Genomic DNA, 22404 nt, shown 5'->3' on the forward strand with positions numbered 1-22404 from the left:
CGCGCGCGGCCGGGCCTGCTCCGCCTCCGGCGGCGCGCCGTCCCCGCGCTTTTGCAGCAGCGCCATGAAATGGCCCTCACCGCCGTGGCAGGGGTAAATGCGCCGGGTATGCTCTGCCGCGAAGGGGTGCGCGCCGCATCGGGCCGCCTCCCCGGGCGCGCCCGCGTTCGTCGGCGCGGGCAGCACCGTGAACTCCGGATGCCGCGCCAGAAAAGCGCCCACCTGGGCCTCGTCTTCCTCGGGCGCGAAGGTACAGGTGGAATAACACAGCAGGCCGCCGGGCCGCAGCGCTGCGGCCCCGTCGTCCAGAATGGACGCGCCCAGCGCCGCGCATTGGGCCACCAGCGCCGCCGAATGCTGGCGCAGAGCCTCCGGCTCCTTGCGGAACATCCCCTCGCCGGAACAGGGCGCGTCCACCAGAATCTTATCAAAAAATGCCGGAAATGCCGCCGCCACACGCGCGGTGCTCTCATTCAGCACAAGGGCGTTTGTTACACCCATACGCTCCAGATTGCTTTTCAGCACGCCGGCCCGCGCCGCCACATATTCATTGGCCACCAGCAGGCCCTCCCCGCGCAGAGCGGCGGCCAGCTGGCTTGTTTTGCCGCCGGGCGCCGCGCACAGGTCCAGCACACGTTCGCCCGGGCGCACGCCCAGCAAACCCGCCGGCACGCTGGCCGACGGCTCCTGCACATAGAACACGCCCGCGTGGTGGTACGCATGGCGGCCCGGGCGCAGCTGCGGGTCCGTCAGCAGAAATGCCGCGTCACAAAAAGGCGACGGCTCCAAACCGAAATCCACCGCCGCGGCGAACTCCTGCGGCGCACAGCGCAGGCCGTTTACCGTAACGCCGCGGCGCACGGCGCACGGCGCGGTGTACAGCACGTCGTACCGTGTGCCCAGCAGCGCGCGCTCCCGCGCTTCAAAATATTCTCCCGGCACAGGCATCCTCCCTCTCGCCGTAAATCAAAAAAAGACCGTATCGGTCCGCGAATATCATGGATGCTCCCTGTGAATAATAGTATCAGCAAGGGAGGTGAGATCAGATGGAAAACAAAACGCAGAACGCCCGCAACGCGAGCAACAAGTCTTCCAACAGCACAAACAAGGCCAGCAATGCTTCCAACAAGGCCAGCAACAAGACCAGTTCTTCCCGGGACTGCAACGCCAAGAGCAGCAACGCCCAGGACCGCAGCTCTGACAAAACCAGCAACGCGAAGAACAGCTCGAACAGCACGAACCGCAAGGGCAACACCCAGTGTAAATAATCCCGGCGGCCCAATGCAAAGGCTGCGGCGCGTTTTCCAAACCCGTTTTATGCGTTTGGGAAATACGCCGCAGCCCCTTTTTGTTTTCATTCCGCCTGCAGCGCGAAACCGGGCGCCAGCGCATTCCAGATCACATCGAACAGTTCTTCGATGCGCGCGCCCCGGTTCTGCAGATACAGCCAGCCAAACAGGGATTCCAGCGCCGTGGACGCCCGGTACTCCTGTGGGGTGGCATGCTTCGCCACAGTGGCCTTTGTGGAATTTTTGCCGCGGCGCACCACGGCCCGTTCGGCCTCGTCCAACAGCGGCGCAATGACCTCCAGCGCCGCATACTGCCCTTTGGCGGACACAAATTTCACCGCCGCCGCATGCAGGCGGTTCGGCACAAGGCGCGTGCGTTCCACAAGGCGCGCGCGCACCAGCACCTCAAACACGCCGTCCCCCACGAACGCCAGCGCTATGGGCGACTGCTCATGGATGTCTATCTCCGGCTTTGCTTCAAATAACACTGCGGCCGTCTCCCCCTGCCTGTTTTCCATTCCGCCGCGGAGCGCCGCTCAGGCGGCCCGTTTTTCCGCTCGGCCACGGTCAAAATACATAATCGAACTCAAATTCCCCGATGCGGATGGTGTCGTTTTCCTGCACGCCCATCTCCACAAGCCTGTCGATGACACCGGAATCCATGAGCTGGCGCTGGAAATACTGCAGGCTCTCGTAGTCGGATACATCCGAGCCTTCCAGAATATTTTCCAGCCAGGGCGCGTCGATGTCCCACGCGCCGTCGTCGGCGCGGGCGATTTCGAACGCACGGGGGTCTTTCAATGCAGGGTCGGGCCGGACGTACTCCGGCTCGTACACGGTGACGGGCGGCAGCTGCTGCAGCCGCTCATATACAACGCCCGGCAGCTTGTCCAGCCCCTGCCGCGTGGCCGCGGAGACGGGCAGGAACACCAGCCCCTTTTCCTCGATGAACGCACGGAACTCCGCGATCTGCTCCGGCGACGCGATGTCGCATTTGTTGCCCAGCACGATTTGAGGCCGCGCGGACAGCTCCTGCGAAAAGTTGGCAAGCTCGGTATTGATCTTTTCAAAATCGTCCTTTGGGTCGCGCCCTTCGCTGCCGGAGACGTCCACCACATGCAAAAGCAGGCGGCAGCGGTCCACATGGCGCAAAAAGTCGTGCCCCAGGCCAACGCCGTCAGCCGCGCCTTCGATGAGGCCCGGGATGTCGGCAGCCACAAAGCTGGCTTCCGGCCCTACGCGCACCACACCCAGCACAGGCGAAAGAGTGGTGAAATGGTAGTTGGCGATTTTGGGCTTGGCCGCGCTGATGACAGAAATGATGGTGCTCTTGCCCACGTTCGGAAAGCCCACCAGGCCCACGTCCGCAATCAGCTTCAGCTCCAGACGCACCTCCAGCTCCTCGCCCTTTCCGCCGGGCTTCGCAAATTTCGGGATCTGGCGCGTGGGCGTGGCAAAATGCACGTTGCCCCAGCCGCCGCGCCCGCCGCGGGCCACCACCACGGGCTCGTCGCCTGAAATATCCGCGATGACAAGGCCGCTCTGCGCGTCGCGCACCAGCGTGCCGCGAGGCACGCGGATGATAAGGTCCGGCGCATTTTTGCCGCTGCACCGGGCGGCTCTTCCGTCCTCGCCGTTCTGGGCGGCATATTTGCGCTTGTAACGGAAATCCATCAGCGTGGACAGATTGGAATCGGCCACGAACACCACGTTGCCGCCGCGTCCGCCGTCGCCGCCGTCCGGCCCGCCCGCGGCCACATACTTTTCCCGGTGAAACGACACCGAGCCGTTGCCGCCGTTGCCCGCTTTGATGTTTATTTTTGCGGTATCAATGAACATAAAAAACCTCCGGCATCTGATTGCCGCTGAGCGGGGCGGAAAAGCCAAAGCCCGCTCCCGGGCGTACCTTTAGCGTTTCACCATTCCCGTTGATTATCAAAAAAGGCCGGGCCAACACGGGCCCGGCCGACTGCCTTCTGCAAGGCTTATTGCTTGATGCTGACCTTCTTGCGGTCGCGGCCGACGCGCTCGAAGCAGACCTTGCCGTCGGCAAGGGCGAACAGCGTGTCGTCGCTGCCGCGGCCCACGTTCTCGCCCGGATGGATGTGGGTGCCGCGCTGACGCACCAGAATGTTGCCGGCCAACACGAACTGGCCGTCGGCGCGCTTTACGCCGAGGCGCTTGGACTCGGAATCGCGGCCGTTTTTGGTAGAACCTACGCCTTTTTTATGTGCCATTTCAAATGCCCTCCCCTGTTAACCGACGATCTCGGTGATTTCGATTTTTGTATACGGCTGACGGTGGCCCATCTTGCGCATGCTGCCCTTCTTGGGGCGGTATGTCAGGATGTTCAGCTTCTTGCCCTTGCCGTTTTTTACGACCTTGCCTGTGACCTTGGCGCCCGCAACCGTGGGGTTGCCAAACTTCACATTGCCCTCTTCGCCCACCGCAAGCACGGTGTCAAAAGAGAATTCGCTCTCGGCTTCGGCATTCAGCTTTTCCACAAAAATGACGTCGCCCTTTTCCACGCGGTACTGTTTCCCGCCGGTCACGATCACTGCGTACATAATTTACCCTCATTTGTATAAGTCTCGCTGGACTAGTAGGCGGGCGCAGACGCGCCGCTTCAAATGCCCAAACCATGCGGCTTTAATACTATACCACAAATATTTGCCCCATGCAAGTGTTTTTTTCGCGGTGCGGCGCGGTTTTCCGCCCCATGTGCCGCGCGCTCACAGCCCGCTTTGCAGGCGGGCCGCCTTGACGGTGTTTTTCATCAGCATGGCCCGCGTCATCAGGCCCACGCCGCCGGGCACCGGAGTGATGTAAGCGGCTTTTTCCGCCACGGGCGCAAAGTCCACATCGCCGCACAGCTTGCCCTCAGCGTTCCGGTTGATGCCGACGTCGATCACAACGGCGCCCTCCTTCACCATATCGGCGGTGACGAAGCCCGCCTTGCCGATGGCCGCCACGATGATATCCGCCGCGGCGCATTTGGCCTTCAGACCCCTGGTTTTGGAATGGCACAGCGTGACGGTGGCGTTGTTGGCCGTGAGCAGCAGCGCCGCGGGTTTGCCCACGATGTTGCTGCGGCCGATGACCACAGCGTCCTTGCCTGCGATGGGAACGCCGGTGCTTTTCAGCATTTCAATGCAGCCGGCGGGCGTGCAGGGCAGAAAGCACTCCTCACCAATGACCATGCGGCCCACGTTCACTGGGGTGAAGCCGTCCACGTCCTTGTCCGGCGAGATGGCGTCGATGACGCGCTTTTCGCGGATATGCCCGGGCAGCGGCAGCTGCACCAGCACGCCGTGGACCGTCTTGTCCGCGTTCAGCGCCGCGATTTTTTCCAGAAGCGCGGCCTCGGTGGTTTCTTCCGGCAGCGCGATGACGTCGGACAGCAGGCCGCATTCGGCGCAGTCCTTCGCCTTGCCCGCCACATATGTCCTGCTGGCCGGGTTCTCCCCCACGATAACGACGGCCAGCCGGGCGTGAACGCCCTTTTCCCGCAGCTCCGCCGCCTCTGCCGCGGCCTCCGCCTTGAGTTTTGCCGCCAGTGTTTTTCCGCTGATCAGTTCCGCCATTTTTATCCTCCTGTTCCCCTCATACCGTTTCCGTTTTACCGCTGTTATTCCTTCGGCTCCGCATCGGAGCCGTCTTTTTCCGCTGCATCCGCGGCGGCCTCCTGCACAGGAGCCGCCTGCTCTTCTTCGGGCGCGGCCTGGGTGTCCGCCTCCGCTTCCCGCTGCTCCGGGACGCCGGACGCCCCGCTGCTTTCTTCTGTTTCAGGCGCTTTCTCTTCCGCCTGCGCGGTTTCTTCCGCCGCGCGGGCTGCGCGGCGGCGCTCGATCTCGGCTTTCATCTCCGCGTCCGTGGGAGGCGTCTCGCCGGACAGCCAGGAGAACTCATAGGGGACCTGCCTGCCGTCTTCCTTTACAAGCGCCGTATAAGTGACGGTGAGCGGTTTGTCTTTGTACTTTTTGCGCAGCGCCAGCCAAATGCACAGGGCCGCGATGACGGACACCGCCGCGATGACCTGGCTGATGCGGAAGCTGCCGACCATCAGGCTGTCGGTGCGCAGGCCCTCCACAAAGAAGCGCTCCGCGCCGTACCACATCACATACATCAAGATCAGCTCGCCGTGGAATTTGCGGCGCTTCATATATGCCCACAGCAGGAAAAAGCCCAGCAGGCACCAGATGGATTCATACAAAAACGTAGGGTGCACCGGCAGGGACGGGTCCACCGCAACGCCCTGCGCGGCCAGCGTTTCCTGCACGCTTGAGAGGTAATTGCAGGTGCCTTCGCTGTACATGCCCCAGGGCAGCGTGGTGTTGGTGCCGAACGCCTCTTGGTTGACAAAGTTTCCCCAGCGGCCGATGCCCTGCCCCAGCAGAAAACCCATGCCCGCCAAATCGAACATCGGCAGAATGGGAACCTTGCGCCACCTGCAGGCAAAATAACCGCTGAGGAATGCCGCGATGACCGCACCGTAAATGGCAACGCCGCCCAGGCGGATGTCCAGCATCTCGGCAAAGCTGGCGTATTCAAACGGGGCAGTGGCCACATAAAACGCGCGTCCGCCGATGACGGCGCACACGGTGCCGATGAGGATCACATCCACCATGCGGTCGGAATCAATGCCGAAACGTCGCGCATGGCTGAATGCGAACACGATGGCCAGCGCCAGGCCCGTGGCGATGAGGATGCCGTACCAGTAGATCGGCATGCCGAACACGGTGAACGCCACGCGGTCCAGCGTAAATTCCAGCCCCAGGCCGGGGAACTGCACATGATAAGTCATAAAAAGGGTCGCTCCTTCCTGATATGCGGGGCGGCCTGTGCCGCGCCCGCAGCCCGCGCCGTATTACTGCGCCGGGCGGATGATGACGGTAGCGCTGCGTTCTGTGCACAGCATGGCGCGCAGCGCGCCGTTCACGTCCGAAAGCGTAACGGAGGCCAGCGTCTCGATCTCGTCGGCGGGCGTTCGGCCCCGGAAAAACGACGATGCCAGCGCGCCGGCCACGTCCTCAATATTCTCCAGGTCCTGCACCAGCTCGCCATAAAGCTGGTTTTTGCACAGCGTGAACAGTTCCTCGTCCACGCCCTCGCGCTTCAAACGGGCGATCTCGTCCAGCAGCAGGCCGCGCACCGTCTCCGGCTCCGGCGTCTCGCCGCCGAACAGGAACGAAAGCGCCCCCGGCAGGCTGAGTATCTCGCCCGAGAAGCCCGGGCTCACCAGCCCCTCGTCGTAAAGCCTGCGGTACAGCGGCGTCATGCTGCCGCAGATAAGCTCCGTGAGCATGTCGCAGATGATCTCCGTCTTGAGCGCGTCGCCCGCGGGCGGCGTTTCTTTAAAGCCAACGCCCAGCAGGGGCTTTGCCACGGCCATGGAAAACTCGCGGTACGGCTCGGCCACGTCCGGCCCCTCGGCGGAGGCGATGCGCTCCACCGTGCCCGCCTTTACGGGGATGTCCGCGCGGGCGCAGGCCGCCAGCACCTCGTCCATCGTCACATTGCCCGCCACGGCCAGCACCATGTTCTGCGGGCGGTAAAAGGCGTCCGTGCAGGCATACAAAATTTCAGGCGTGATCTGCGCGATGCTCTCCACACTGCCCGCGATGTCGTCCCGCACCGGGTGCGCGGTGTACAGGCACTCGTACATGGCGAACATCAGCCGCCAGTCCGGCGCGTCGTCATACTGCTTGATCTCCTGCCCGATGATGCCCTGTTCCTTTTCCACGGTTGCCGCCGTAAAATACGGCCGGGAGACAAAGCCCAGCAGAATATCCAAATTTTCGGCCACGTTGCCGGAAGCCGTAAAAATGTAGCAGGTCTTGTCGAAGCTGGTGTAGGCGTTGGCGCTGGCGCCCGTGCGGGCATACAGTGTGAACGCGTCGCCCTCCTCGTTCTCAAACATTTTGTGCTCCAGAAAATGGGCGATGCCCGCGGGCAGGTCCACCCGTTTGCCGTCCAGGGCAAAAGCACGGTCGATGCTGCCGAACTTCGTGCCGTATACCGCGTGTACGCCCGTAAAGCCCGGCATCGTATGCACGCGCACCGTCAGGCCGTTTTCCAGCACCGTGCTTTCAAACGCCGCGGCTCTGCGCACCGCCTGCAAAGAGGGATCATGCATCTGCGCCCGCCTCCTTCGTCAAAGTGTAGCATACCGAAAGCCTGAAGCGCGACAGCACGCGGCGCACGTCGTCCGCCGTCACGGCGTCCACCTCGGCGGCCACCTGCTCCGGCGCCTTGTCCGCGCCGCGCATGCGCTCGGCAAAATACCAGCCCTCCAGGCCCTGGAGCGTATCGCCCACGGCGGCGAGCTGGTTTTTCAGCGCGCGCTTCGTGTCGGCCAGCTCCCCGTCCTCCACCGGCCCGGCGCACAGCGCGGCCAGCTCTTTCAGGATGGACTCCCGGGCCGCCGCGGCGTTGGCGTGCTCCACGCCGCTGTCCACACACAGCGCGCCGGTGAGCGAAGTGTAGGACGCCGCGCAGTAATAGCACAGGCTCTGCTTTTCGCGCACGTTCTGGAACAGGCGCGAGGTGGGCGTACCGCCCAGCAGCGCCACGGCCACCCGCAGCGCGGAAAGGTCCTGCGGCGCAAAGGGCTCGCCCGGTGTGAACAGCATGCACAGCTTGCCCTGCACGGTGGGCAGCGGTTCTTCAAAGCTGCGCGGCTCTTCGGCGGGCATGGCGATGGGCGCGGGCAGCTCCTCCGGGGCGCGGCGCAGGCCCGACAGCGCCGCGCGCAGGCGCTGCGCCACCGCGTCCACGTCCGCTCCCAGCACAAACACCTCAATCTGCGCCTGCTCCACCATGCGCGCGTAAGCCCTTGTCACCGCGTCGGCCGTCAGGCCGTCCACCTCGTCCAGATAACCGTTGCGCTCAATGCCGGCGGGGGAATCGCCGTAAAACCTGCGCCGCGCCTGCCGGATGCAATAGCTGCGCTTTTCGTTGATCTCGCCCTCCAGCAGCTCGCGGAGCTGCTCCTTTTCAATGGCGACGGCCTCGGCGTCCAGCACGCCGTCCACGCGGTACGGCTCGAACGCCGTGCCGAAGGCGATGTCCGCGTATTCGCGGCTGAGCGGCTCGCCCGCCAGCGCAAACGCGTCCCGGATGCCCGAGAGCGACACCGTCAGCACGCGGCTCTGGCCGCTCATGGTGCCGTCCACAGAAAGGGCCGCTCCGTACAGGCGGGCCAGCTTTTTGGAAAGCTCCGTCATATCCGGGCAGCCCTGATAGCCCCGCTCCAGCACCAGCGGCAGCAGGGCCTCGGCCGTGGCCCACTCCCGGGCGGCGGGCCAGATGAAGTTGATGGAAATGCGGCAGCGGTTAAATTTTTCCGCCGGAAGCACGTTGATGTGCGCGCCCGGCGCAAGGGTAATGCGTTCCATTTGATACGTCCTTTTTGTTCAAATATCCGCCGTTCCGGCGGTGGGGTGTTCCGCGCGGGCCCGCCCGCGCCTGTCTGTGTCATTCCGTCCGGCCCAGATACTCCTCCAGGCACACGCCCTGGGCCGTGATCTTCTGCGCGTCCTCCACGCCCACATAGCGGTAGTGCCACGGCTCGAAGGAGGTTCCCGTGATATCGGTTTTGTCTTTCATATAGCGGAGGATGAAGCCGTATTCCGGGGCGTGCTCCCTGAGCCACACGGCCCAGTCGCGCTCCTCCAGGCTCTCCACCAGGGCGGCGTTGATGTCCGCCGCGCCCACGATGTCCACGGCCAGGCCCGTCTCATGCTCCGAGGTGCCCGGCTCGTTGCGCCACTGCTTGGTGGCCGCAAAGGCCTCTTCCTCGGACATGCCCTGATTGATATAATCCTGTTTCATGCTGTTGAACAGCGTGGTCTGCTCCTGTGTGGAACGATAGGCCGAACGCGCCACCAGCTCGATGCCGTCTGCCTTTGCGGCCGCGAACATCTGCTCCAGCGGCTCCTTCACGCGGGCGTCCATAAACTGCTCGCCGTTGCGGCTGTTGCTGCCCACGCTGGCAAGCTCCGGTGCGTAGCCCTCGGGCAGCGGGTTCGTGGTGTTCGTCAGGATCAGGCTCCACAGCGCGGGGTCTGCGGGGGCGTTGGGGTCCGCCGCCGGCTCACCGGAGGATGCGGGCGGCGCGGAGGCCGAAACGCTCTGCGCCGCGCTGACGGACGAAGCCTGCCCGCCCCGCGCCCAGCCCGCCGCGGCTTTTATCAGGAAGAACAGCCCCACCAGGGCTGCCAGCGCCAACGCACCCAGCAGCGCCAGAAAGGCGTAATACCGGCGCATGGCACGCCTGCGCAGGATCTCTTTCTGCCGGCGCCGCTCCGCGGCCATGGCGCGCTCCTCAGGCGTCATGGGCCGGCGCCGGCGCGGCGGCTGTTGGTTCTGCATATTTTTTCTCCTTTTTCCGGTCACACTGATAAAACGAGTATCGGCGCAGAATATCTACGCCAGGCGGGCCGCGCGCATTTTATGCAGCATTCCCCGGCCGCGCCGAAAACAAAAGACAGGCCTTTCCCGGCCTGCGCCGCAAAAATGCCTGTCTTTCATTATACCCATTCCGCTGCCCGATGTCTACGGCAGCGGAGTGTTTTTCACGCTTTCCGCACTCTTTTTTCAGTTCAGGAACGCGTCGTGGATGGCGTTCACCGCACGGTCCGCGTCCGCCTTGGCGATCAGCACCGAGATCTTGATCTCGCTGGTGGAGATCATGCGGATGTTGATGTTTGCCTCAAACAGCGCCTCGAACATGCGGGACGCCACGCCGGAATGGCTCTGCATGCCCGCGCCCACAATGCTCACCTTCGCCACGTCCTTGTCCACAACAATGTCCCTGCAGCCGAAGCGCTGGCGGTTTTCCTCCAGCAGCGCAAGCGCTGTTTCGGCGTCGCCCAGGGGCACGGTGAAAATAACGTCCTTGTGGCCCTCCTTGCCGGAGGACTGCAGAATAATATCCACGTTGATCTTCTTCTGCGCCATCAGGCTGAACACCTTGAACGAAGCGCCCGGAACGTCGGGCACCTCCAAAATCGAAATGACGGCGACGTCCTTGTCCTTTGCGACGCCCTTGATCAGCATACCTTCCACGTCTGTGACCTCCTTCACGATTGTACCGGGCAGATCGGTGAGCGACGAGCGCACCTCCAGATTGACCGAATATTTCTTTGCAAGCTCCACGCTGCGGTTGTTGAGCACCTGTGCGCCCAGGCTGGCAAGCTCCAGCATCTCGTCGAAGGTGATCTCATCCAGCTTGCGCGCGCGCGGCACCAGGCGCGGGTCCGCGGTGTAAACGCCGTCCACGTCCGTGTAGATCTGGCACAGGTCCGCGTGCAGCGCGGCCGCAATGGCCACGGCGCTGGTGTCGGAGCCGCCGCGCCCCAGGGTGGTGATGTCGTCGTAGCGGTTCAGGCCCTGGAAGCCCGCGACCACCACGACGCGGTTTTTGGAAAGCTCGCTCTCGATGCGCTCGGTGTCCAGGTTTTTGATGCGCGCGCGCGTGTAGGCGCGGTCCGTATGGAAGCCCGCCTGCCAGCCCGTCAGGCTGATGGCCGGGCAGCCTGTCTCGCCCAGCGCCATGGCCAGCAGCGAAATGCTGATCTGCTCGCCCGTGGCCAGCAGCATATCCATCTCGCGCTGGGACGGGTCGTGGGTGATCTCGCCCGCTTTGGCGATGAGGTCGTCGGTGGTATCGCCCTGGGCGGATACCACCACCACCACGTCGTTGCCGGCGGCGTGCGTGTTCGCCACGATGCGCGCCACATTAAAAATGCGGTCGCGGTCCGCGACGGAGCTGCCGCCGAATTTTTGTACGATGAGTGCCATATCTGTTCTCCCCTATCCCTCTATCAAAAGCAGGGGCGCGGCATACGCGCTCCTGCTTTTTTCATTTTGCCGGCGCGGCCGTTCAGACGACCTTTGCCCCCTCGTTGTCCGCCACGAAGCGGTGCAGTGTAAAATGCGCCAGCTCCTCGTCGCTCTCCAGCGCCGCCTGCGCGCGCTCAAAAAACACGTTCGCCTCGGCCGTGCGCACAACGGAAAGGATGGTCGGCCCCGCGCCGCTGATGAACGTGGCCAGCGCGCCCAGGCCGTCCGCCAGCGCGAACACAGCCTCGCCGCCCTCGATGAGCGGCAGGCGGTACTGCTGGTGCAGGCTGTCCTTGGCGGCCACGGGCAAAAAGTCGTACCGCTCCTCGCAGAAGGCCGTTGCCAGCAGCGCCGCGCGGGAAAGATTGTACACGGCGTCTGCGTGGGACACCATTTTGGGCAGCGCTGCCCGCGCCTTTTCCGTCAGCAGCTTGAAATCCGGGATAAACGCCGCGAAGGTGATCCCGGGCGCGATGGTCTTTTTCAGCGAGTAGACATGCCCCTCGTCATAGGCCGAAACCACGAAGCCGCCCAGCAGCGCCGGGGCCACATTGTCCGGGTGCCCCTCCAGCTTGGTGGCGAACGTCAGGATGTCCTTTTCCTCCAGCGGGCCGCCCAGCAGGGCGTTGGCACCCAGAATGCCCGCTGCGATGCACGCGCTGCTGGAGCCCAGGCCCCGCGCCATGGGGATGGGGTTCGTCTGCACGATGCGCAGGCCGTGGAACGGCCTGCCGCACAGCGCGTATACCTCCTTGGCCGTGCGGTAGATCAGGTTGCCCGGCGTGCTGGGCACGAACGTGCCGTCGGACGACGTGATGTCCACGCCGTCAAATTCCTCAAACGCCGCCGTATTGTACAGCGAGAGGGCAAGCCCGCAGGAATCGAAGCCCGAGCCGATATTCGCGCTCGTGGCCGGAACGCTGACTTTTACCATACCGCGCCCCCTATTCCGCCATCCACTTGAGCGTGTTGCCCACGCGCACGCCGGCGGCCCGCGCCTTGGCGCACAGCTCCGCAAGACGCCCGCTTGTCACGCCGCGCAGCGTAAACACGGCCTCGCCGTCCGAGGTATCCAGCATTTCGATCTGCTGGCCGAACAGGTCCTTTGCCACCGCCTCGGTCGCGTTTTCCAGCCGGACGTAATGGTCCGCCGGCGTGCTGTCGCCGTAAAGGCCCTCGATGGGCGCGGATTCCTGCCAGAACAGGCTGTCGTGTATCTTCACGCCGTTTTTCAGCGCGTCGATAACGTCCGCCACCACGGCGCTGGCCGTGGGCAGCTTACCCGCGCCCTTGCCGTAGAACACCACGTCGCCCAGCATGTCGCCCTTCACCAGCACGGCGTTGAACACGTCCTCCACGCCCGCAAGCTGGTTTTCCCGCGGGATGAGCATCGGCTCCACGGCCAGCGCCACGCTGCCGTCGTCCCCGCGCCGCGCCCATGCGATGAGCCGCACCGCCGCGCCCTGCCGCGCCGCCAGCGCGATGTCCTTCACAGACACGTCCCGGATGCCCCGGGTGGGCACGTTCTGCGGGAAAAAATGCCGCCCGAAGGCGAGGCTGGCCAGAATGGAGATCTTTCGCTGGGCGTCGATGCCGTCCACGTCCGCGGAAGGGTCGATGGTCTCGGCGTAGCCCAGGCTCTGGGCGAGCTTCAGCGCCGCGCCGAAATCCATATTTTCCCGCGCCATTTTCGTGAGCATGAAGTTCGTGGTGCCGTTGACGATGCCCGCGATCTCGCTGATGACGTTGGCCGCCATACATTGGTGCATGGGCGTGATGATGGGCGTGCCGCCGCCCACGCTGGCCTCGAACAGAAAGCACACGCCCCTGCGGCGTGCAATGGCCAGCAGCTCTGCGCCGTGGGTGGCCACCAGCTCCTTGTTGGAGGTGACCACATGGCGGCCGCTCTCCAGCGCGGATTTCACATAAAAGTACGCGGGCTTCAGGCCGCCGATGGTCTCCACCACGGCGGTGACCTCCGGGTCGCTGAGGATCACGTCGATGTTGTTGACGAACAGCGCCGCGTCCGGGTGGGACGAAAAGTCCCGGATGTCGCAGATGTATTTTACCGTGACGGGCTGGCCCGCGCGCCGCTCGATGCTGGCGGCGTTGCGCCGCAGTACCTCCAGCACGCCGCTGCCCACCGTGCCGTAGCCCAGGATCGCTATGGTTGCCATTGTTCTCCCCCTGTACCGGGAGGGCGCGCGCCCTCCGCGTTTTGTTTCCGGGCTTTTCCGAAAGCCCTGCTTTTTTACACGCCCCGGCGGATGTCCACCACGGTGCGCTGTTTTTTCAGCTGCGCCAGCATATCCTCCAGCGTGCCCTGCATACCGCCCGTGCGGATGGACACGGCCACCTGTGCCGCGCCGTTTTCCGGCGTGGCCTGGTTGATGGTGACGATGGACGCGCCCGCCGCCGAAATGCCCGCCAGCAGGCTTTGCAGCGCCCCCGTCTCGTCCAGAAGCGTGGCGTTCACCGTCAGCACTTCCTTGCTGTTTTCCGCGTCAAAAATACAGTCCTTATACTTGTAAAAGGCACTGCGGGAAAGTCCTGCCATCTTAGTAGCGGCCGAAACATTCTTCGCGCTGCCCGCCGCCAGAAGCTCCTTGGCCTTTAACACCTTCAAAAACACCTCCGGCAGAACGCTCACATCCACCAGCAGAAAACGTCGCTCCAAATTCTTCACCTCTATCCCTTCTCCATGTACGCAACAGATGCACATATGTTTTTTGATAAAGACACTATAACATGTTTGCCCACCGGGCACAAGCACCGCCGCGGGCCGCGCGCATGTTTTTTCGGGTTTGCACAAAATCGCCTGGCTGCACCGGCGAAAAATCGGCATTTTTTCGCACGCCGGACACGCGCAAAGTGTATTTCATGCAGGGACAATCAAGCTTTCCTCTGCCCAACCGCCGGACAGACACACAAAAACACCCGCACGGCAAAGCCATACGGGTGTTTATCTATCGTTTCTGTTTTTGCGTCAGGCGGCGGGATCGGTTGCATGGATGCCTGCGCACACGCCGCGCGTTACGCCAACTTTATAGTAGCCGGTGCCGCGGGGACACCCGTCGGTGGGAATATCGCCCGAGATGGTGCAGAATGCACCCTTTTCCACAGTTTCCGGCATGTCCCAGGTGACGATCTCGTCGTCGGCCTGTACGGTATCCATCACTTCAGCAAAGGCGGAAGCGCCCGGATGGCCCTTCTGGCTGCCTTTGTTTTTGTAGATATAATAATTGTTGTAATCATCCATCGGCTCGTTTTCGTCATAACCGTACCAGGTGGCCATCACATACTTGGGCGTCAGGCCCACGAACCACACGTCCTTGTTGTCGTTGGTGGTGCCTGTCTTACCGATGGAATCCATGATGTTTGCATCCGGGTGGATGCCGCGCGCCGTTCCGCCGGCATCGAACAAAACGCTGTGGAGCAGACGGTTCATGATATACGCGGTATCCTCGCCAATGGCCTGCGTGGTGACAATGTCCTTTTCCAGGATCTCGTTGCCCTGATAATCGCGCACCGAGGTGTAGCTGTGCAGACTCGTCATGCGGCCGCCGTCGCCGTACATCATATATGCGCCGGCCAGCTCATAGGGCGAAAGGCCGGTGGTGGTCGCGCCCAGCACCATCGGCGCCAGATCTACGTCCGAATTCTCGTCCAGGGTCGTGATGCCCAGCGTGTCCCGTGCAAACTCGAACATCGTGCGCGGCGTCACCATATCGCCCACGCGCACGGCCACCGTATTCAGAGACTGCTTGAGCGCCTCGTACACAGTCGTCATGCTATGGCTGTACCGTCCGGACCAGTTGCTGGGCCAGTCGGTGCGGGTGCCGCCCTTGCCGTCGGAAATGGGGAAATAATCGTCCATCAGCACGGAAGAATAGTTGATCAAATCCATATCAATGCCCAACGGGTAGGCCGCGACGCCCTTCATGGTGGAACCGACCTGACGCTCCATCTCGGTGCCGCGGTTGAAGCCGCGGTTCTCCGTCTTCTGGCCAAGGCCGCCCACGACGCCGCACAGCTCCCCCTTGTAATTGATGACGACGCCGGCCGCCTGCGTGGTGATGGTGCGCGGGGTATCGTCCGGGTTATTGGGGTCGTCGTAATTTTCAATGGGCATGGACTCCCAATACTTGCCCTCCAGCCACACGTTCTCCAGTGCGGTCTGCACCTCGGTGTCCACCGTCGCATAGATGCGCAGGCCGCCGTTGTACAGATAATCGCTGGCCGCCTTGCGGTCCCAATTTTCCCTGCCAAGCGGGTTTTCCGCCACCAGATCGTCGATGACCTCGCTGATGACCTGATCGGTGAACCAGGAGTAATCCGTCTGCACGGCGGCGTTTTCGTCCGTGGTCTTTTCCACCAGATTCAGCGGCGTGGCCCACGCCGCCTCCGCTTCAGCCTGCGTGATATAGCCCTGCTGCTGCATGAACAGGATGATGTCGTCGCGGCGCTTCAAATGCTCCTCCGGGTTGGTATAGGGGTTGAAGCGCGAAGGGTTCTTTGTGATGGCCGCAATGCTGGCCGCCTCGGCGATGGTGACGTCCGCCGCCGATTTACCGAAGTACTGGTTCGCGCCCGCCTCCACGCCCGCGGTATTGCCCGTCAGGCCGATGGTGTTCAGGTACGCTTCCAGAATCTCTTCCTTGCTGAAACGGTTGTCCAGCGCGATGGCGCGGAAGATCTCCTTGACCTTACGGGCGTAGCCCTCGATGCCGGAGGATTCATCCTCGCCGGTGATGTTTTTGATGAGCTGCTGTTCAATGGTGGACGCACCCAGCTGGCTGCCCGTCAGGTAGCTGCCCGTCAGCTTGCGGAACACCTCGTTGATGGCCGCCAGCACCGTGCGCTTAAAGCTGAAGCCCGGATGCGTGTAAAAATTCTCGTCCTCCACCGCGACGAACGCGTGCTGGATATACGGGGATATTTCATTCAGCGGCTTCCAGATGCGGTTTTCCTCCGGGCTCTGCAGACGCTGGTACTCCACCCACTCGGGCTGGCCCTGGTCGTTGATCTGCTGGCTGTAAATGATCGTGGTATACGCCAGCTCAAGCTGCGTCAGGTCCAGCAGGTCGCTGTCGCCCTGCGTCTCTTTCACCACATACAGGCTGACAGCCACTGCCGCGACGGAGCCCAGAATGATGCACACACACAGGCAGCTTGCAATAAAGCGCATGATCGCGCCCAGTACTCTGCCCGCCGTCATTTTTTTCTTTTTGTTCCTGCGCGGGCCGCCGGAGCCCTGTGCGCCCCGGGGCGCGCCCTGCGCCGGGCGCTGCGCGCCGTTTTTATTGTTTTCTATGATGAGTCGCCTCCCAAAAGTACTTCCCGCGCGCCGCATGCGCAAAGACGGGGAAAATTGTATGTTCCCGCATGGTGCTTACGCCATAGTAGTATACCACATTTTCGGCTGCCAGACATCCGTCCATACAGGAATAGGACAAATTGTTTGTGCCCATACTGTGGGCGTGAGGTGATTGCTATGAGCGCGAAACGAATCGCCGTGCTCGTGATCGTTCCCATTGCTGTTTTTGCCGTCAGCGTGGGGCTGTTTCTGCTGCTGGCCCATCCGGGCCGGGCCGGCGCCGCCGAGCCTCCTTCCTACACGCTGGGCGAGGATTCCGGCAAGCTGGCGCTGTTCAAAACCGGCGAAAACACCCCGGTGACACGGTATGAGATCTACACCGGGCTTCTGCCCGAGCAGGACGTCGCCGCCCTGCAGCAGGGCATCCCTGTCGCCACGCAGAAAGAGCTGCGCCGCTATCTGGAGGATTTCGGCGCGTAACGGCCCGCGCCGCATGCATGCCGGGTCATTTCCTTGCGGGCACGATCTCCAGCCAGTAGCCGTCCGGGTCCGCGATGAAATAGATGCCCATGGCCTCGTTTTCAAAGCAGATACAGCCCATCTCCTTGTGCAGAGCGTGAGCGGCCGCATAATCGTCCACGGTGAACGCCAGATGGAACTCGTTTTCACCCAGGTCGTAGGCTTCGGCGCGGTCCGCCAGCCATGTCAGCTCCAGCTGGTGGGGCGTGACGCCGTCGCCCAGGTAAACGAGGGTGAACGCATCAGTGGCGTGGCGCCGCACCTCCCGCAGGCCCAGCGCCTTTTCATAAAAAGCCAGGCTCGCATCCAGGTCGGCCACGTTGAAATTGTTGTGTGCGAATGTAAACTGCATGGTGCTCCTCCCGCCGTTCAGGCTGGTACACAAAAATAAACGAATCAGGCGCGCAGAATATTTCACGCTTCGCGCCGCTGCGCGCAAAAATGCACGATGCCGAGCAAACGCGGCACAATACGGAGTTATTTTAGCACGCGGCGCGCCTGCTTTTCAAGGCTGTAAATGTGAAAACCGCGGCTTACGCGCCCAAACAGCCTTTTGTCCCGCGACAAAAGGTTTGTTTTTATGCCGTTTTTCGGCTATAATGGTGATTGATACCAACGGTTTTTTCACCAAATTGTAACCTTGTTTTGGGAGGGAAACATTTGCGCTACTTTGATTATCCGTTCGACCCCGCTTTCATTCTGCAAAAAAAACGCGCTCTGCGCCGCGAGCTGCTGGCCTCCGAGGGCCTTGTGCCCAAAAAGGTGGCCATTCTCAGCGGCTCCACGGTGGGCGAGATCAAAAATATCCTGGAGCTGTTCCTGCTCAACGCAGGCATCCGGCCCGAGTTTTATGTGGGCGGCTACGCCCTGTTCTACGAAGAACTGACGTTCGACGCCGACGGCGCGCTGGCCGCCTTTGCACCCGACATCATCTACGTCCACACCTCGGCGCGCAATTTGGGCAATCTGCCGCTGCAGACGGACACACCCGAACAGGCGGAAGAAAAATTCGCCGCGGAATGCGCCCGCTGGCAGGGCATGTGGAAGGCGGCGGCCCGCTTCGGCTGCCCGGTCGTCCAGAACAATTTTGAGCTGCCCGGCCTGCGCGTGATGGGCAGCATGGACGCCGTGGACCCCCATGGCCGGGTGCGCTTTGTCAACCGCATGAACGCCATGCTGGCGGACTGGGCCGCGGCCACGCCCAATTTCTATCTGCACGATCTGTGCTGGCTCTCGGCCAGCGTGGGCGTAGACAGCTGGTGCGCGCCCGCGGCGTGGTACGCCTACAAATATGCGCTGGATATGCAGTACATCCCGCTTTTGTGCCACAGCGTGGCCAATATCATCAAAAGCATTTTCGGCAAAAATAAAAAGGGCGTTGTGCTGGACCTGGACAACACGCTCTGGGGCGGCGTCATCGGCGACGACGGCCCCGAGGGCGTCGAGCTGGGCAATGAGACGCCCACAGGCATGGCCTACACCGCGTTCCAGAGCTACTTAAAAGAGCTTTCCGGCATGGGCGTGCTTTTGAATGTGTGCAGCAAAAATGAGGAAGCCGCGGCAAAGGCCGGCTTTGAACGGGCGGACAGCGTGCTCAAAGCGGACGACTTCCTGTGCTTCAAGGCCAACTGGGAGCCAAAGTCCCGCAACATCGACGCCATTGCCGGGGAGATCAATATCCTGCCCGACAGCCTGGTATTTTTGGATGATAACCCGGCGGAGCGGGAGATCGTGCGGCAGGAGCTGCCCACCGTAACGGTGCCCGAGCTGGCAGCTCCCGAGGAATATGCCCGCGTGCTGGACCGGGGCGGATGGTTTGAAGCCACGGCCGTCTCCGCCGACGACCGGCGGCGCGGCGAGATGTACCGGCAGAACCTGCAGCGCGCCGCGGCCCGGCAGAGCTTCGGCAATTACGAAGACTATCTGCGCAGCCTTGAGATGCGCTGCGAGCTGGGCCCCTTCGACACGCCTCACGCCGAGCGCATCACACAGCTCATCAATAAAACCAACCAGTTCAATCTCACCACGCGCCGCTACACCGCCGCCGAGGTGGAGGCGCTGATGAACGACCCGGCCTGCGTGACGCTTTACGGACGGCTGCTGGACAAGTTCGGCGACAACGGCATCGTGACGGCGCTCATCGGCCGCCAGACGGGCGACGCGCTGGACATCGAGCTTTGGATCATGAGCTGCCGAACCTTCAAGCGCAATCTGGAATACGCCCTGTTCGACCGTCTGGTGGACGTGTGCCGGGAGCGCGGCATAAAAACCATCAACGGCATCTATCTTCCCACGGCAAAGAACTTGTTGGTGGCGGATTTTTATGCTACAATTGGCTTTGAAAAAATAAGCGGCGGCGAAACGGGCTCGGTATTCCGCTATACGGTGCCCGCCGAACGCACACCGCTGAACACGGTGATGGAGACCGTACTTTTATAATAAGGAGCAGACACGCATGAATGAACAGCAGATCTTTGACGCGGTACAGAATATCTTCCGCGACAATTTTGACGACGATTCCCTTGTGCTTACGCGGGAGACCACCGCGGACGATATCGAGGACTGGGACAGCCTGGAGCAGATCAACCTGCTGACGGCCATGGAAAAGCAATTCGGCGTCAAGTTCAAGCTGGACGATGTGCGCGGGCTTGCCAATGTGGGCGACATGGTGGATCTGATCATCCGCCTGCGGGGCTGATGCGCGCGGCTTTTTCCCCTTTTGTACCGTTTCCCGGGGCGGGCACTGCGCCCGTCCCGTTTTTTACATCCCGGCCCACGGCGCGCCGGACAGACGGAGGAATATTTCTATGAACAGCTATACGCTCGCAGACATTTCGCCCGGCCTGACGGCGGACTTTACCCTGGAGGTTACGGCTGAAAAAATGGCGCTGTTTTACGAACTGACAGGCGACTGCAGCCCCATCCACATGGACGAGGCCTATGCGCAAAGGCGCGGCTATCCGGGCCGCGTGGTATACGGCATGCTGGGCGCGAGCCTGTTTTCCACGCTGGCGGGCGTATATCTGCCCGGTGAGCACTGCCTGCTCCACGGCGTGGAATGCAAATTCGCAAGGCCCGTGTTCATTGGGGATGTGCTCACCGTCAGCGGCACTGTGACGGAGGTGAACGAGACGTTCCGCGAGATCACCGTCAAGGCCGTCATCACCAACCAGAACGGGCAGAAGGTGACGCGCGGAGTCATCCGCGCGGGCGTGGCCGTCTGAGCCGCGCCCCGCGTTTTGCCTTGTTTTTCCGGGCGCATGGGGTGCGGCGGGCAACGCGTTTTGACCGCCGCGCGTGAAAAACCGTGCGCTCCCATACCGAAACACAAAACGGAGGTTCTGCCATGTCTGTTTATCTCATCACCGGCGCGTCCAGCGACGTGGGCACCGCGCTCATCGACCGTCTGTACCGGGAGGGCGACGTCTTCATTGCCCAGGGCGCGGGCGACCTTTCCCACCTGGCCCCGCTGTGCCGGAAATACCCCGGCACCATCAAGACCTACGATGTGGACCTGACAGACCCGGCCGCGCTGGAGCTGTTCGTCCGGGATGTGGCGGCGCGTTACCCCACGCCCACGCACCTCGTGCACCTGCCCGCGCTGCGCGTCGTAAATACCAGGTTCAAGAATTTTGACGAGGACCGCTTTGAGCGGGACATGAGCGTGCAGATCCGCAGCGCGGTGAAGCTGTGCAAAACGTTCCTGCCCGCCATGGCGAAGGCGCGGCAGGGGCGCGTATTGTTCATGCTGACGAGCTATCTGCTGGGCGCGCCGCCCAAAAATACGGCGGCCTATGTAATGGTGAAAAGCACGCTGCAGGGCCTTGCCAAAAGCCTTGCGGCGGACTACGCCTCCTTCGGCGTCACCGTCAACTGCGTGATGCCCAGCATGATGGAAACGAAATTCCTGGCCGACACCAGCGACCTGATCGTACAGGCCAGCGCGGAAGCCAACCCCATGAAGCGCAACGCCCGTGTGGAGGACGTGGTGCCCGCCATGGCGTTCCTTCTTTCCGAGGAAGCGGGCTTTATCACGGGCGTAACACTGCCCGTCACGGGAGGGAGCGCGTTTTTATGAGCACTTCCCCGCTGACTTTCCGCCTTGCACGGCCGGACGAGGGCCCGGCCGTCGCTGCATTTCTGGACGCGCACTGGGGCGAAAAGCACCCGCTGGTGCATCTGCCCGATTTTTTTGATTTCTACTACCGGCCCTTCGGCCCGGACGGCCCGCTCCAGTTCGCCTTCGCCGAGCAGGACGGCGCGCCCGTCGCCATTGTGGGATATATCCGCGCCAACGCGCTGGAAACGCCCGACATCTGGGTGTCCATCTGGTGTGCCGTCAAAGGGCACAACGGCAGCGGACTGGAACTGATGGCCGCGCTGCCGGGCCTGACAAACGCCCGCGTGATGGCCTGCAACAACATCCGGCCTAGGACCATGGCGTTCTACACCTTTCTGGGTTACACCGCAGAGCGCCTGCCCCACTATTACCGTCTGGCCGATAAGGCCAGCTACGCCGTGGCCCGCGTGGTCCGCAGGGATATCCTTCCCGCGGGAGGCAGCGCCGTGCTGCGTCTTCTGCCGGACGAGGACGCGCTTCGGAAATGCGGCTATACGCCCGACCCCGCCCGCAGGCCTTATAAAGACCTCTGGTATCTGGCGCGGCGGTATTTCCACTACCCGCGCCAGCGGTACGATGTGTGGGCCGTTGAGGAATGCGGTGCGGTACAAGCGCTGCTGGCAACGCGGTGCATCCCCGTAAACGGCACGTGCGTGCTGCGCATCGTGGATTATACCGGCGTCCCGGAGGCCTTCTCCCGGCTGGGCGCGGCCGTCAGCCGGCTGATGGCGGACTGTGGCGCGGAATACGCCGACTGCTACTGCTGGGGCATTCCCGCGCAGACGATGGCCGAAGCGGGCTTCTGCGCCCGCACGGAGGACGACCTCAACATTATCCCCAATTATCTGACGCCGCCGCTCTGCGAAAATACGGAATACTATTTCTTCACCAGCGAACCCGCTGCTTTCACGATGTTCAAGGCCGACGGGGACCAGGACAGGCCCAATATCAGGGTGGAATGACGCCGCGGCCCGTTCCCCCTTTCCATTGCAACGCCATGCCCGGCAGATGTGTAAAAACATCTGCCGGGTTTTTGTGTGTTCTGCCAAAAATAATCACCACCCCTTTCTTTTTGTTGCCTTTTACACTAATATGTTATATTGGGTGAAAAGTTTTGTTTTTGTTGTTTTGAGTTTTGGGAAAGGAGGGGGTGAAATGCGTTTTCTCATGCTGTTTTTGCGGCTTGTGCTGTGCGCCGTCTGCCTGTTCGCGCTTTGCCCGTCCGCGCCGCAGGCCGACGGGAGCGATACGCCGGACAGCCTTCCCCTCCTTGCCCAGGAGCGCATACAGGAGCAGGACAGCTGCCTGCTGGC

At 62.4% G+C, this 22404-nt stretch carries 23 protein-coding genes; 7 read left to right on the top strand and 16 right to left on the bottom strand.

Going from position 1 to position 22404, the window contains the following annotated elements; all coding sequences use genetic code 11:
* Positions 1–942, bottom strand: a 942-nt coding sequence (locus IIY41_RS12755; protein WP_502709821.1) for an RsmB/NOP family class I SAM-dependent RNA methyltransferase, incomplete at its 3' end; no start/stop codon positions are given.
* A 104-nt stretch (positions 943–1046) separates the two neighbouring features.
* Here IIY41_RS12755 and IIY41_RS12760 point away from each other — a divergent pair.
* Positions 1047–1268, top strand: coding sequence for a hypothetical protein (locus IIY41_RS12760; protein ID WP_058722999.1), 222 nt, complete (start codon positions 1047–1049; stop codon positions 1266–1268).
* A gap of 86 nt (positions 1269–1354) precedes the next feature.
* On the opposite strand, the gene IIY41_RS12765 is transcribed toward IIY41_RS12760, so the two are convergent.
* From IIY41_RS12765 to IIY41_RS12830, 14 genes are all read right to left on the bottom strand, one after another.
* The gene (locus IIY41_RS12765) at positions 1355–1777 is read right to left on the bottom strand and encodes a Mini-ribonuclease 3 (RefSeq protein WP_172615922.1); all 423 of its coding nucleotides are present in this window, start codon (positions 1775–1777) and stop codon (positions 1355–1357) included.
* A gap of 79 nt (positions 1778–1856) precedes the next feature.
* Positions 1857–3128 carry a GTPase ObgE gene (obgE, locus tag IIY41_RS12770; RefSeq protein WP_009322455.1) on the bottom strand — a complete coding sequence of 424 codons (1272 nt, stop codon included), beginning with the start codon at positions 3126–3128 and terminating at the stop codon, positions 1857–1859.
* A gap of 146 nt (positions 3129–3274) precedes the next feature.
* Entirely contained in the window at positions 3275–3526 is a 252-nt protein-coding gene (rpmA, locus tag IIY41_RS12775) for a 50S ribosomal protein L27 (protein ID WP_009322454.1), read from the bottom strand.
* 18 nt (positions 3527–3544) lie between these two features.
* Positions 3545–3856, bottom strand: coding sequence for a 50S ribosomal protein L21 (gene rplU / locus IIY41_RS12780; RefSeq protein ID WP_009322453.1), 312 nt, complete (start codon positions 3854–3856; stop codon positions 3545–3547).
* 165 nt (positions 3857–4021) lie between these two features.
* On the bottom strand, positions 4022–4873 hold the full coding sequence (locus IIY41_RS12785; RefSeq protein WP_172726184.1) for a bifunctional 5,10-methylenetetrahydrofolate dehydrogenase/5,10-methenyltetrahydrofolate cyclohydrolase: 852 nt from the start codon (positions 4871–4873) through the stop codon (positions 4022–4024).
* A gap of 44 nt (positions 4874–4917) precedes the next feature.
* On the bottom strand, positions 4918–6093 hold the full coding sequence (gene lgt, locus IIY41_RS12790; RefSeq protein WP_287401054.1) for a prolipoprotein diacylglyceryl transferase: 1176 nt from the start codon (positions 6091–6093) through the stop codon (positions 4918–4920).
* Between the two features lie 63 nt (positions 6094–6156).
* Positions 6157–7425 carry an EF-P 5-aminopentanol modification-associated protein YfmH gene (yfmH, locus tag IIY41_RS12795; protein ID WP_055079717.1) on the bottom strand — a complete coding sequence of 423 codons (1269 nt, stop codon included), beginning with the start codon at positions 7423–7425 and terminating at the stop codon, positions 6157–6159.
* Positions 7418–8686, bottom strand: a complete 1269-nt coding sequence (locus tag IIY41_RS12800) for a M16 family metallopeptidase (RefSeq protein WP_009322449.1) — start codon at positions 8684–8686, stop codon at positions 7418–7420. The genes yfmH and IIY41_RS12800 overlap by 8 nt, the downstream gene beginning before the upstream one ends.
* 79 nt (positions 8687–8765) lie before the next feature.
* The gene (locus IIY41_RS12805) at positions 8766–9662 is read right to left on the bottom strand and encodes a M15 family metallopeptidase (RefSeq protein ID WP_050006011.1); all 897 of its coding nucleotides are present in this window, start codon (positions 9660–9662) and stop codon (positions 8766–8768) included.
* 225 nt (positions 9663–9887) lie between these two features.
* Positions 9888–11093: an aspartate kinase gene (locus tag IIY41_RS12810; protein WP_009322447.1), complete on the bottom strand. Its 1206-nt coding sequence runs from the start codon at positions 11091–11093 to the stop codon at positions 9888–9890.
* Between the two features lie 82 nt (positions 11094–11175).
* Positions 11176–12069, bottom strand: a complete 894-nt coding sequence (gene thrB / locus IIY41_RS12815) for a homoserine kinase (protein WP_009322446.1) — start codon at positions 12067–12069, stop codon at positions 11176–11178.
* Between the two features lie 10 nt (positions 12070–12079).
* Positions 12080–13312, bottom strand: coding sequence for a homoserine dehydrogenase (locus tag IIY41_RS12820; RefSeq protein ID WP_009322445.1), 1233 nt, complete (start codon positions 13310–13312; stop codon positions 12080–12082).
* 74 nt (positions 13313–13386) lie between these two features.
* Entirely contained in the window at positions 13387–13821 is a 435-nt protein-coding gene (locus IIY41_RS12825) for an ACT domain-containing protein (protein ID WP_117461533.1), read from the bottom strand.
* A gap of 300 nt (positions 13822–14121) precedes the next feature.
* On the bottom strand, positions 14122–16353 hold the full coding sequence (locus IIY41_RS12830; protein ID WP_173022217.1) for a transglycosylase domain-containing protein: 2232 nt from the start codon (positions 16351–16353) through the stop codon (positions 14122–14124).
* A 276-nt stretch (positions 16354–16629) separates the two neighbouring features.
* Here IIY41_RS12830 and IIY41_RS12835 point away from each other — a divergent pair, with 276 nt between their 5' ends.
* Positions 16630–16932 carry a BofC C-terminal domain-containing protein gene (locus IIY41_RS12835; RefSeq protein WP_009322442.1) on the top strand — a complete coding sequence of 101 codons (303 nt, stop codon included), beginning with the start codon at positions 16630–16632 and terminating at the stop codon, positions 16930–16932.
* Between the two features lie 25 nt (positions 16933–16957).
* Here IIY41_RS12835 and IIY41_RS12840 read toward each other — a convergent pair whose 3' ends face one another.
* Positions 16958–17323 carry a VOC family protein gene (locus IIY41_RS12840; protein ID WP_009322441.1) on the bottom strand — a complete coding sequence of 122 codons (366 nt, stop codon included), beginning with the start codon at positions 17321–17323 and terminating at the stop codon, positions 16958–16960.
* Positions 17324–17631: 308 nt separating this feature from the next.
* Between IIY41_RS12840 and IIY41_RS12845 the strand changes: the two genes are divergently transcribed.
* The 5 genes from IIY41_RS12845 (at position 17632) to IIY41_RS12865 (ending at position 22053) form a co-directional block, all read left to right on the top strand.
* Entirely contained in the window at positions 17632–19410 is a 1779-nt protein-coding gene (locus IIY41_RS12845) for an HAD-IIIC family phosphatase (protein WP_287401060.1), read from the top strand.
* A gap of 16 nt (positions 19411–19426) precedes the next feature.
* Positions 19427–19669: an acyl carrier protein gene (locus tag IIY41_RS12850; RefSeq protein WP_009322439.1), complete on the top strand. Its 243-nt coding sequence runs from the start codon at positions 19427–19429 to the stop codon at positions 19667–19669.
* 109 nt (positions 19670–19778) lie between these two features.
* Positions 19779–20195, top strand: a complete 417-nt coding sequence (locus IIY41_RS12855) for a MaoC family dehydratase (RefSeq protein ID WP_009322438.1) — start codon at positions 19779–19781, stop codon at positions 20193–20195.
* Positions 20196–20317: 122 nt separating this feature from the next.
* Entirely contained in the window at positions 20318–21049 is a 732-nt protein-coding gene (locus tag IIY41_RS12860; RefSeq protein WP_058723007.1) for an SDR family NAD(P)-dependent oxidoreductase, read from the top strand.
* Entirely contained in the window at positions 21046–22053 is a 1008-nt protein-coding gene (locus tag IIY41_RS12865) for a hypothetical protein (RefSeq protein WP_058723008.1), read from the top strand. The genes IIY41_RS12860 and IIY41_RS12865 overlap by 4 nt, the downstream gene beginning before the upstream one ends.
* The last annotated feature ends 351 nt before the right edge of the window (positions 22054–22404 follow it).

The organism is Ruthenibacterium sp., assembly GCF_017421385.1.
In the GTDB taxonomy this organism is placed as follows: Bacteria; Bacillota; Clostridia; order Oscillospirales; family Ruminococcaceae; genus Ruthenibacterium; species Ruthenibacterium lactatiformans.

Coding starts and splice junctions, on each gene's coding strand:
- rpmA (WP_009322454.1), bottom strand. CDS start 3,526: ATGGCACATAAAAAAGGCGTAGGTTCTACCAAAAACGGCCGCGATTCC.
- IIY41_RS12840 (WP_009322441.1), bottom strand. CDS start 17,323: ATGCAGTTTACATTCGCACACAACAATTTCAACGTGGCCGACCTGGAT.
- IIY41_RS12810 (WP_009322447.1), bottom strand. CDS start 11,093: ATGGCACTCATCGTACAAAAATTCGGCGGCAGCTCCGTCGCGGACCGC.
- IIY41_RS12865 (WP_058723008.1), top strand. CDS start 21,046: ATGAGCACTTCCCCGCTGACTTTCCGCCTTGCACGGCCGGACGAGGGC.
- IIY41_RS12760 (WP_058722999.1), top strand. CDS start 1,047: ATGGAAAACAAAACGCAGAACGCCCGCAACGCGAGCAACAAGTCTTCC.
- lgt (WP_287401054.1), bottom strand. CDS start 6,093: ATGACTTATCATGTGCAGTTCCCCGGCCTGGGGCTGGAATTTACGCTG.
- rplU (WP_009322453.1), bottom strand. CDS start 3,856: ATGTACGCAGTGATCGTGACCGGCGGGAAACAGTACCGCGTGGAAAAG.
- thrB (WP_009322446.1), bottom strand. CDS start 12,069: ATGGTAAAAGTCAGCGTTCCGGCCACGAGCGCGAATATCGGCTCGGGC.
- obgE (WP_009322455.1), bottom strand. CDS start 3,128: ATGTTCATTGATACCGCAAAAATAAACATCAAAGCGGGCAACGGCGGC.
- IIY41_RS12785 (WP_172726184.1), bottom strand. CDS start 4,873: ATGGCGGAACTGATCAGCGGAAAAACACTGGCGGCAAAACTCAAGGCG.
- IIY41_RS12850 (WP_009322439.1), top strand. CDS start 19,427: ATGAATGAACAGCAGATCTTTGACGCGGTACAGAATATCTTCCGCGAC.
- IIY41_RS12830 (WP_173022217.1), bottom strand. CDS start 16,353: ATGACGGCGGGCAGAGTACTGGGCGCGATCATGCGCTTTATTGCAAGC.
- yfmH (WP_055079717.1), bottom strand. CDS start 7,425: ATGCATGATCCCTCTTTGCAGGCGGTGCGCAGAGCCGCGGCGTTTGAA.
- IIY41_RS12805 (WP_050006011.1), bottom strand. CDS start 9,662: ATGCAGAACCAACAGCCGCCGCGCCGGCGCCGGCCCATGACGCCTGAG.
- IIY41_RS12800 (WP_009322449.1), bottom strand. CDS start 8,686: ATGGAACGCATTACCCTTGCGCCGGGCGCGCACATCAACGTGCTTCCG.
- IIY41_RS12820 (WP_009322445.1), bottom strand. CDS start 13,312: ATGGCAACCATAGCGATCCTGGGCTACGGCACGGTGGGCAGCGGCGTG.
- IIY41_RS12855 (WP_009322438.1), top strand. CDS start 19,779: ATGAACAGCTATACGCTCGCAGACATTTCGCCCGGCCTGACGGCGGAC.
- IIY41_RS12835 (WP_009322442.1), top strand. CDS start 16,630: ATGAGCGCGAAACGAATCGCCGTGCTCGTGATCGTTCCCATTGCTGTT.
- IIY41_RS12860 (WP_058723007.1), top strand. CDS start 20,318: ATGTCTGTTTATCTCATCACCGGCGCGTCCAGCGACGTGGGCACCGCG.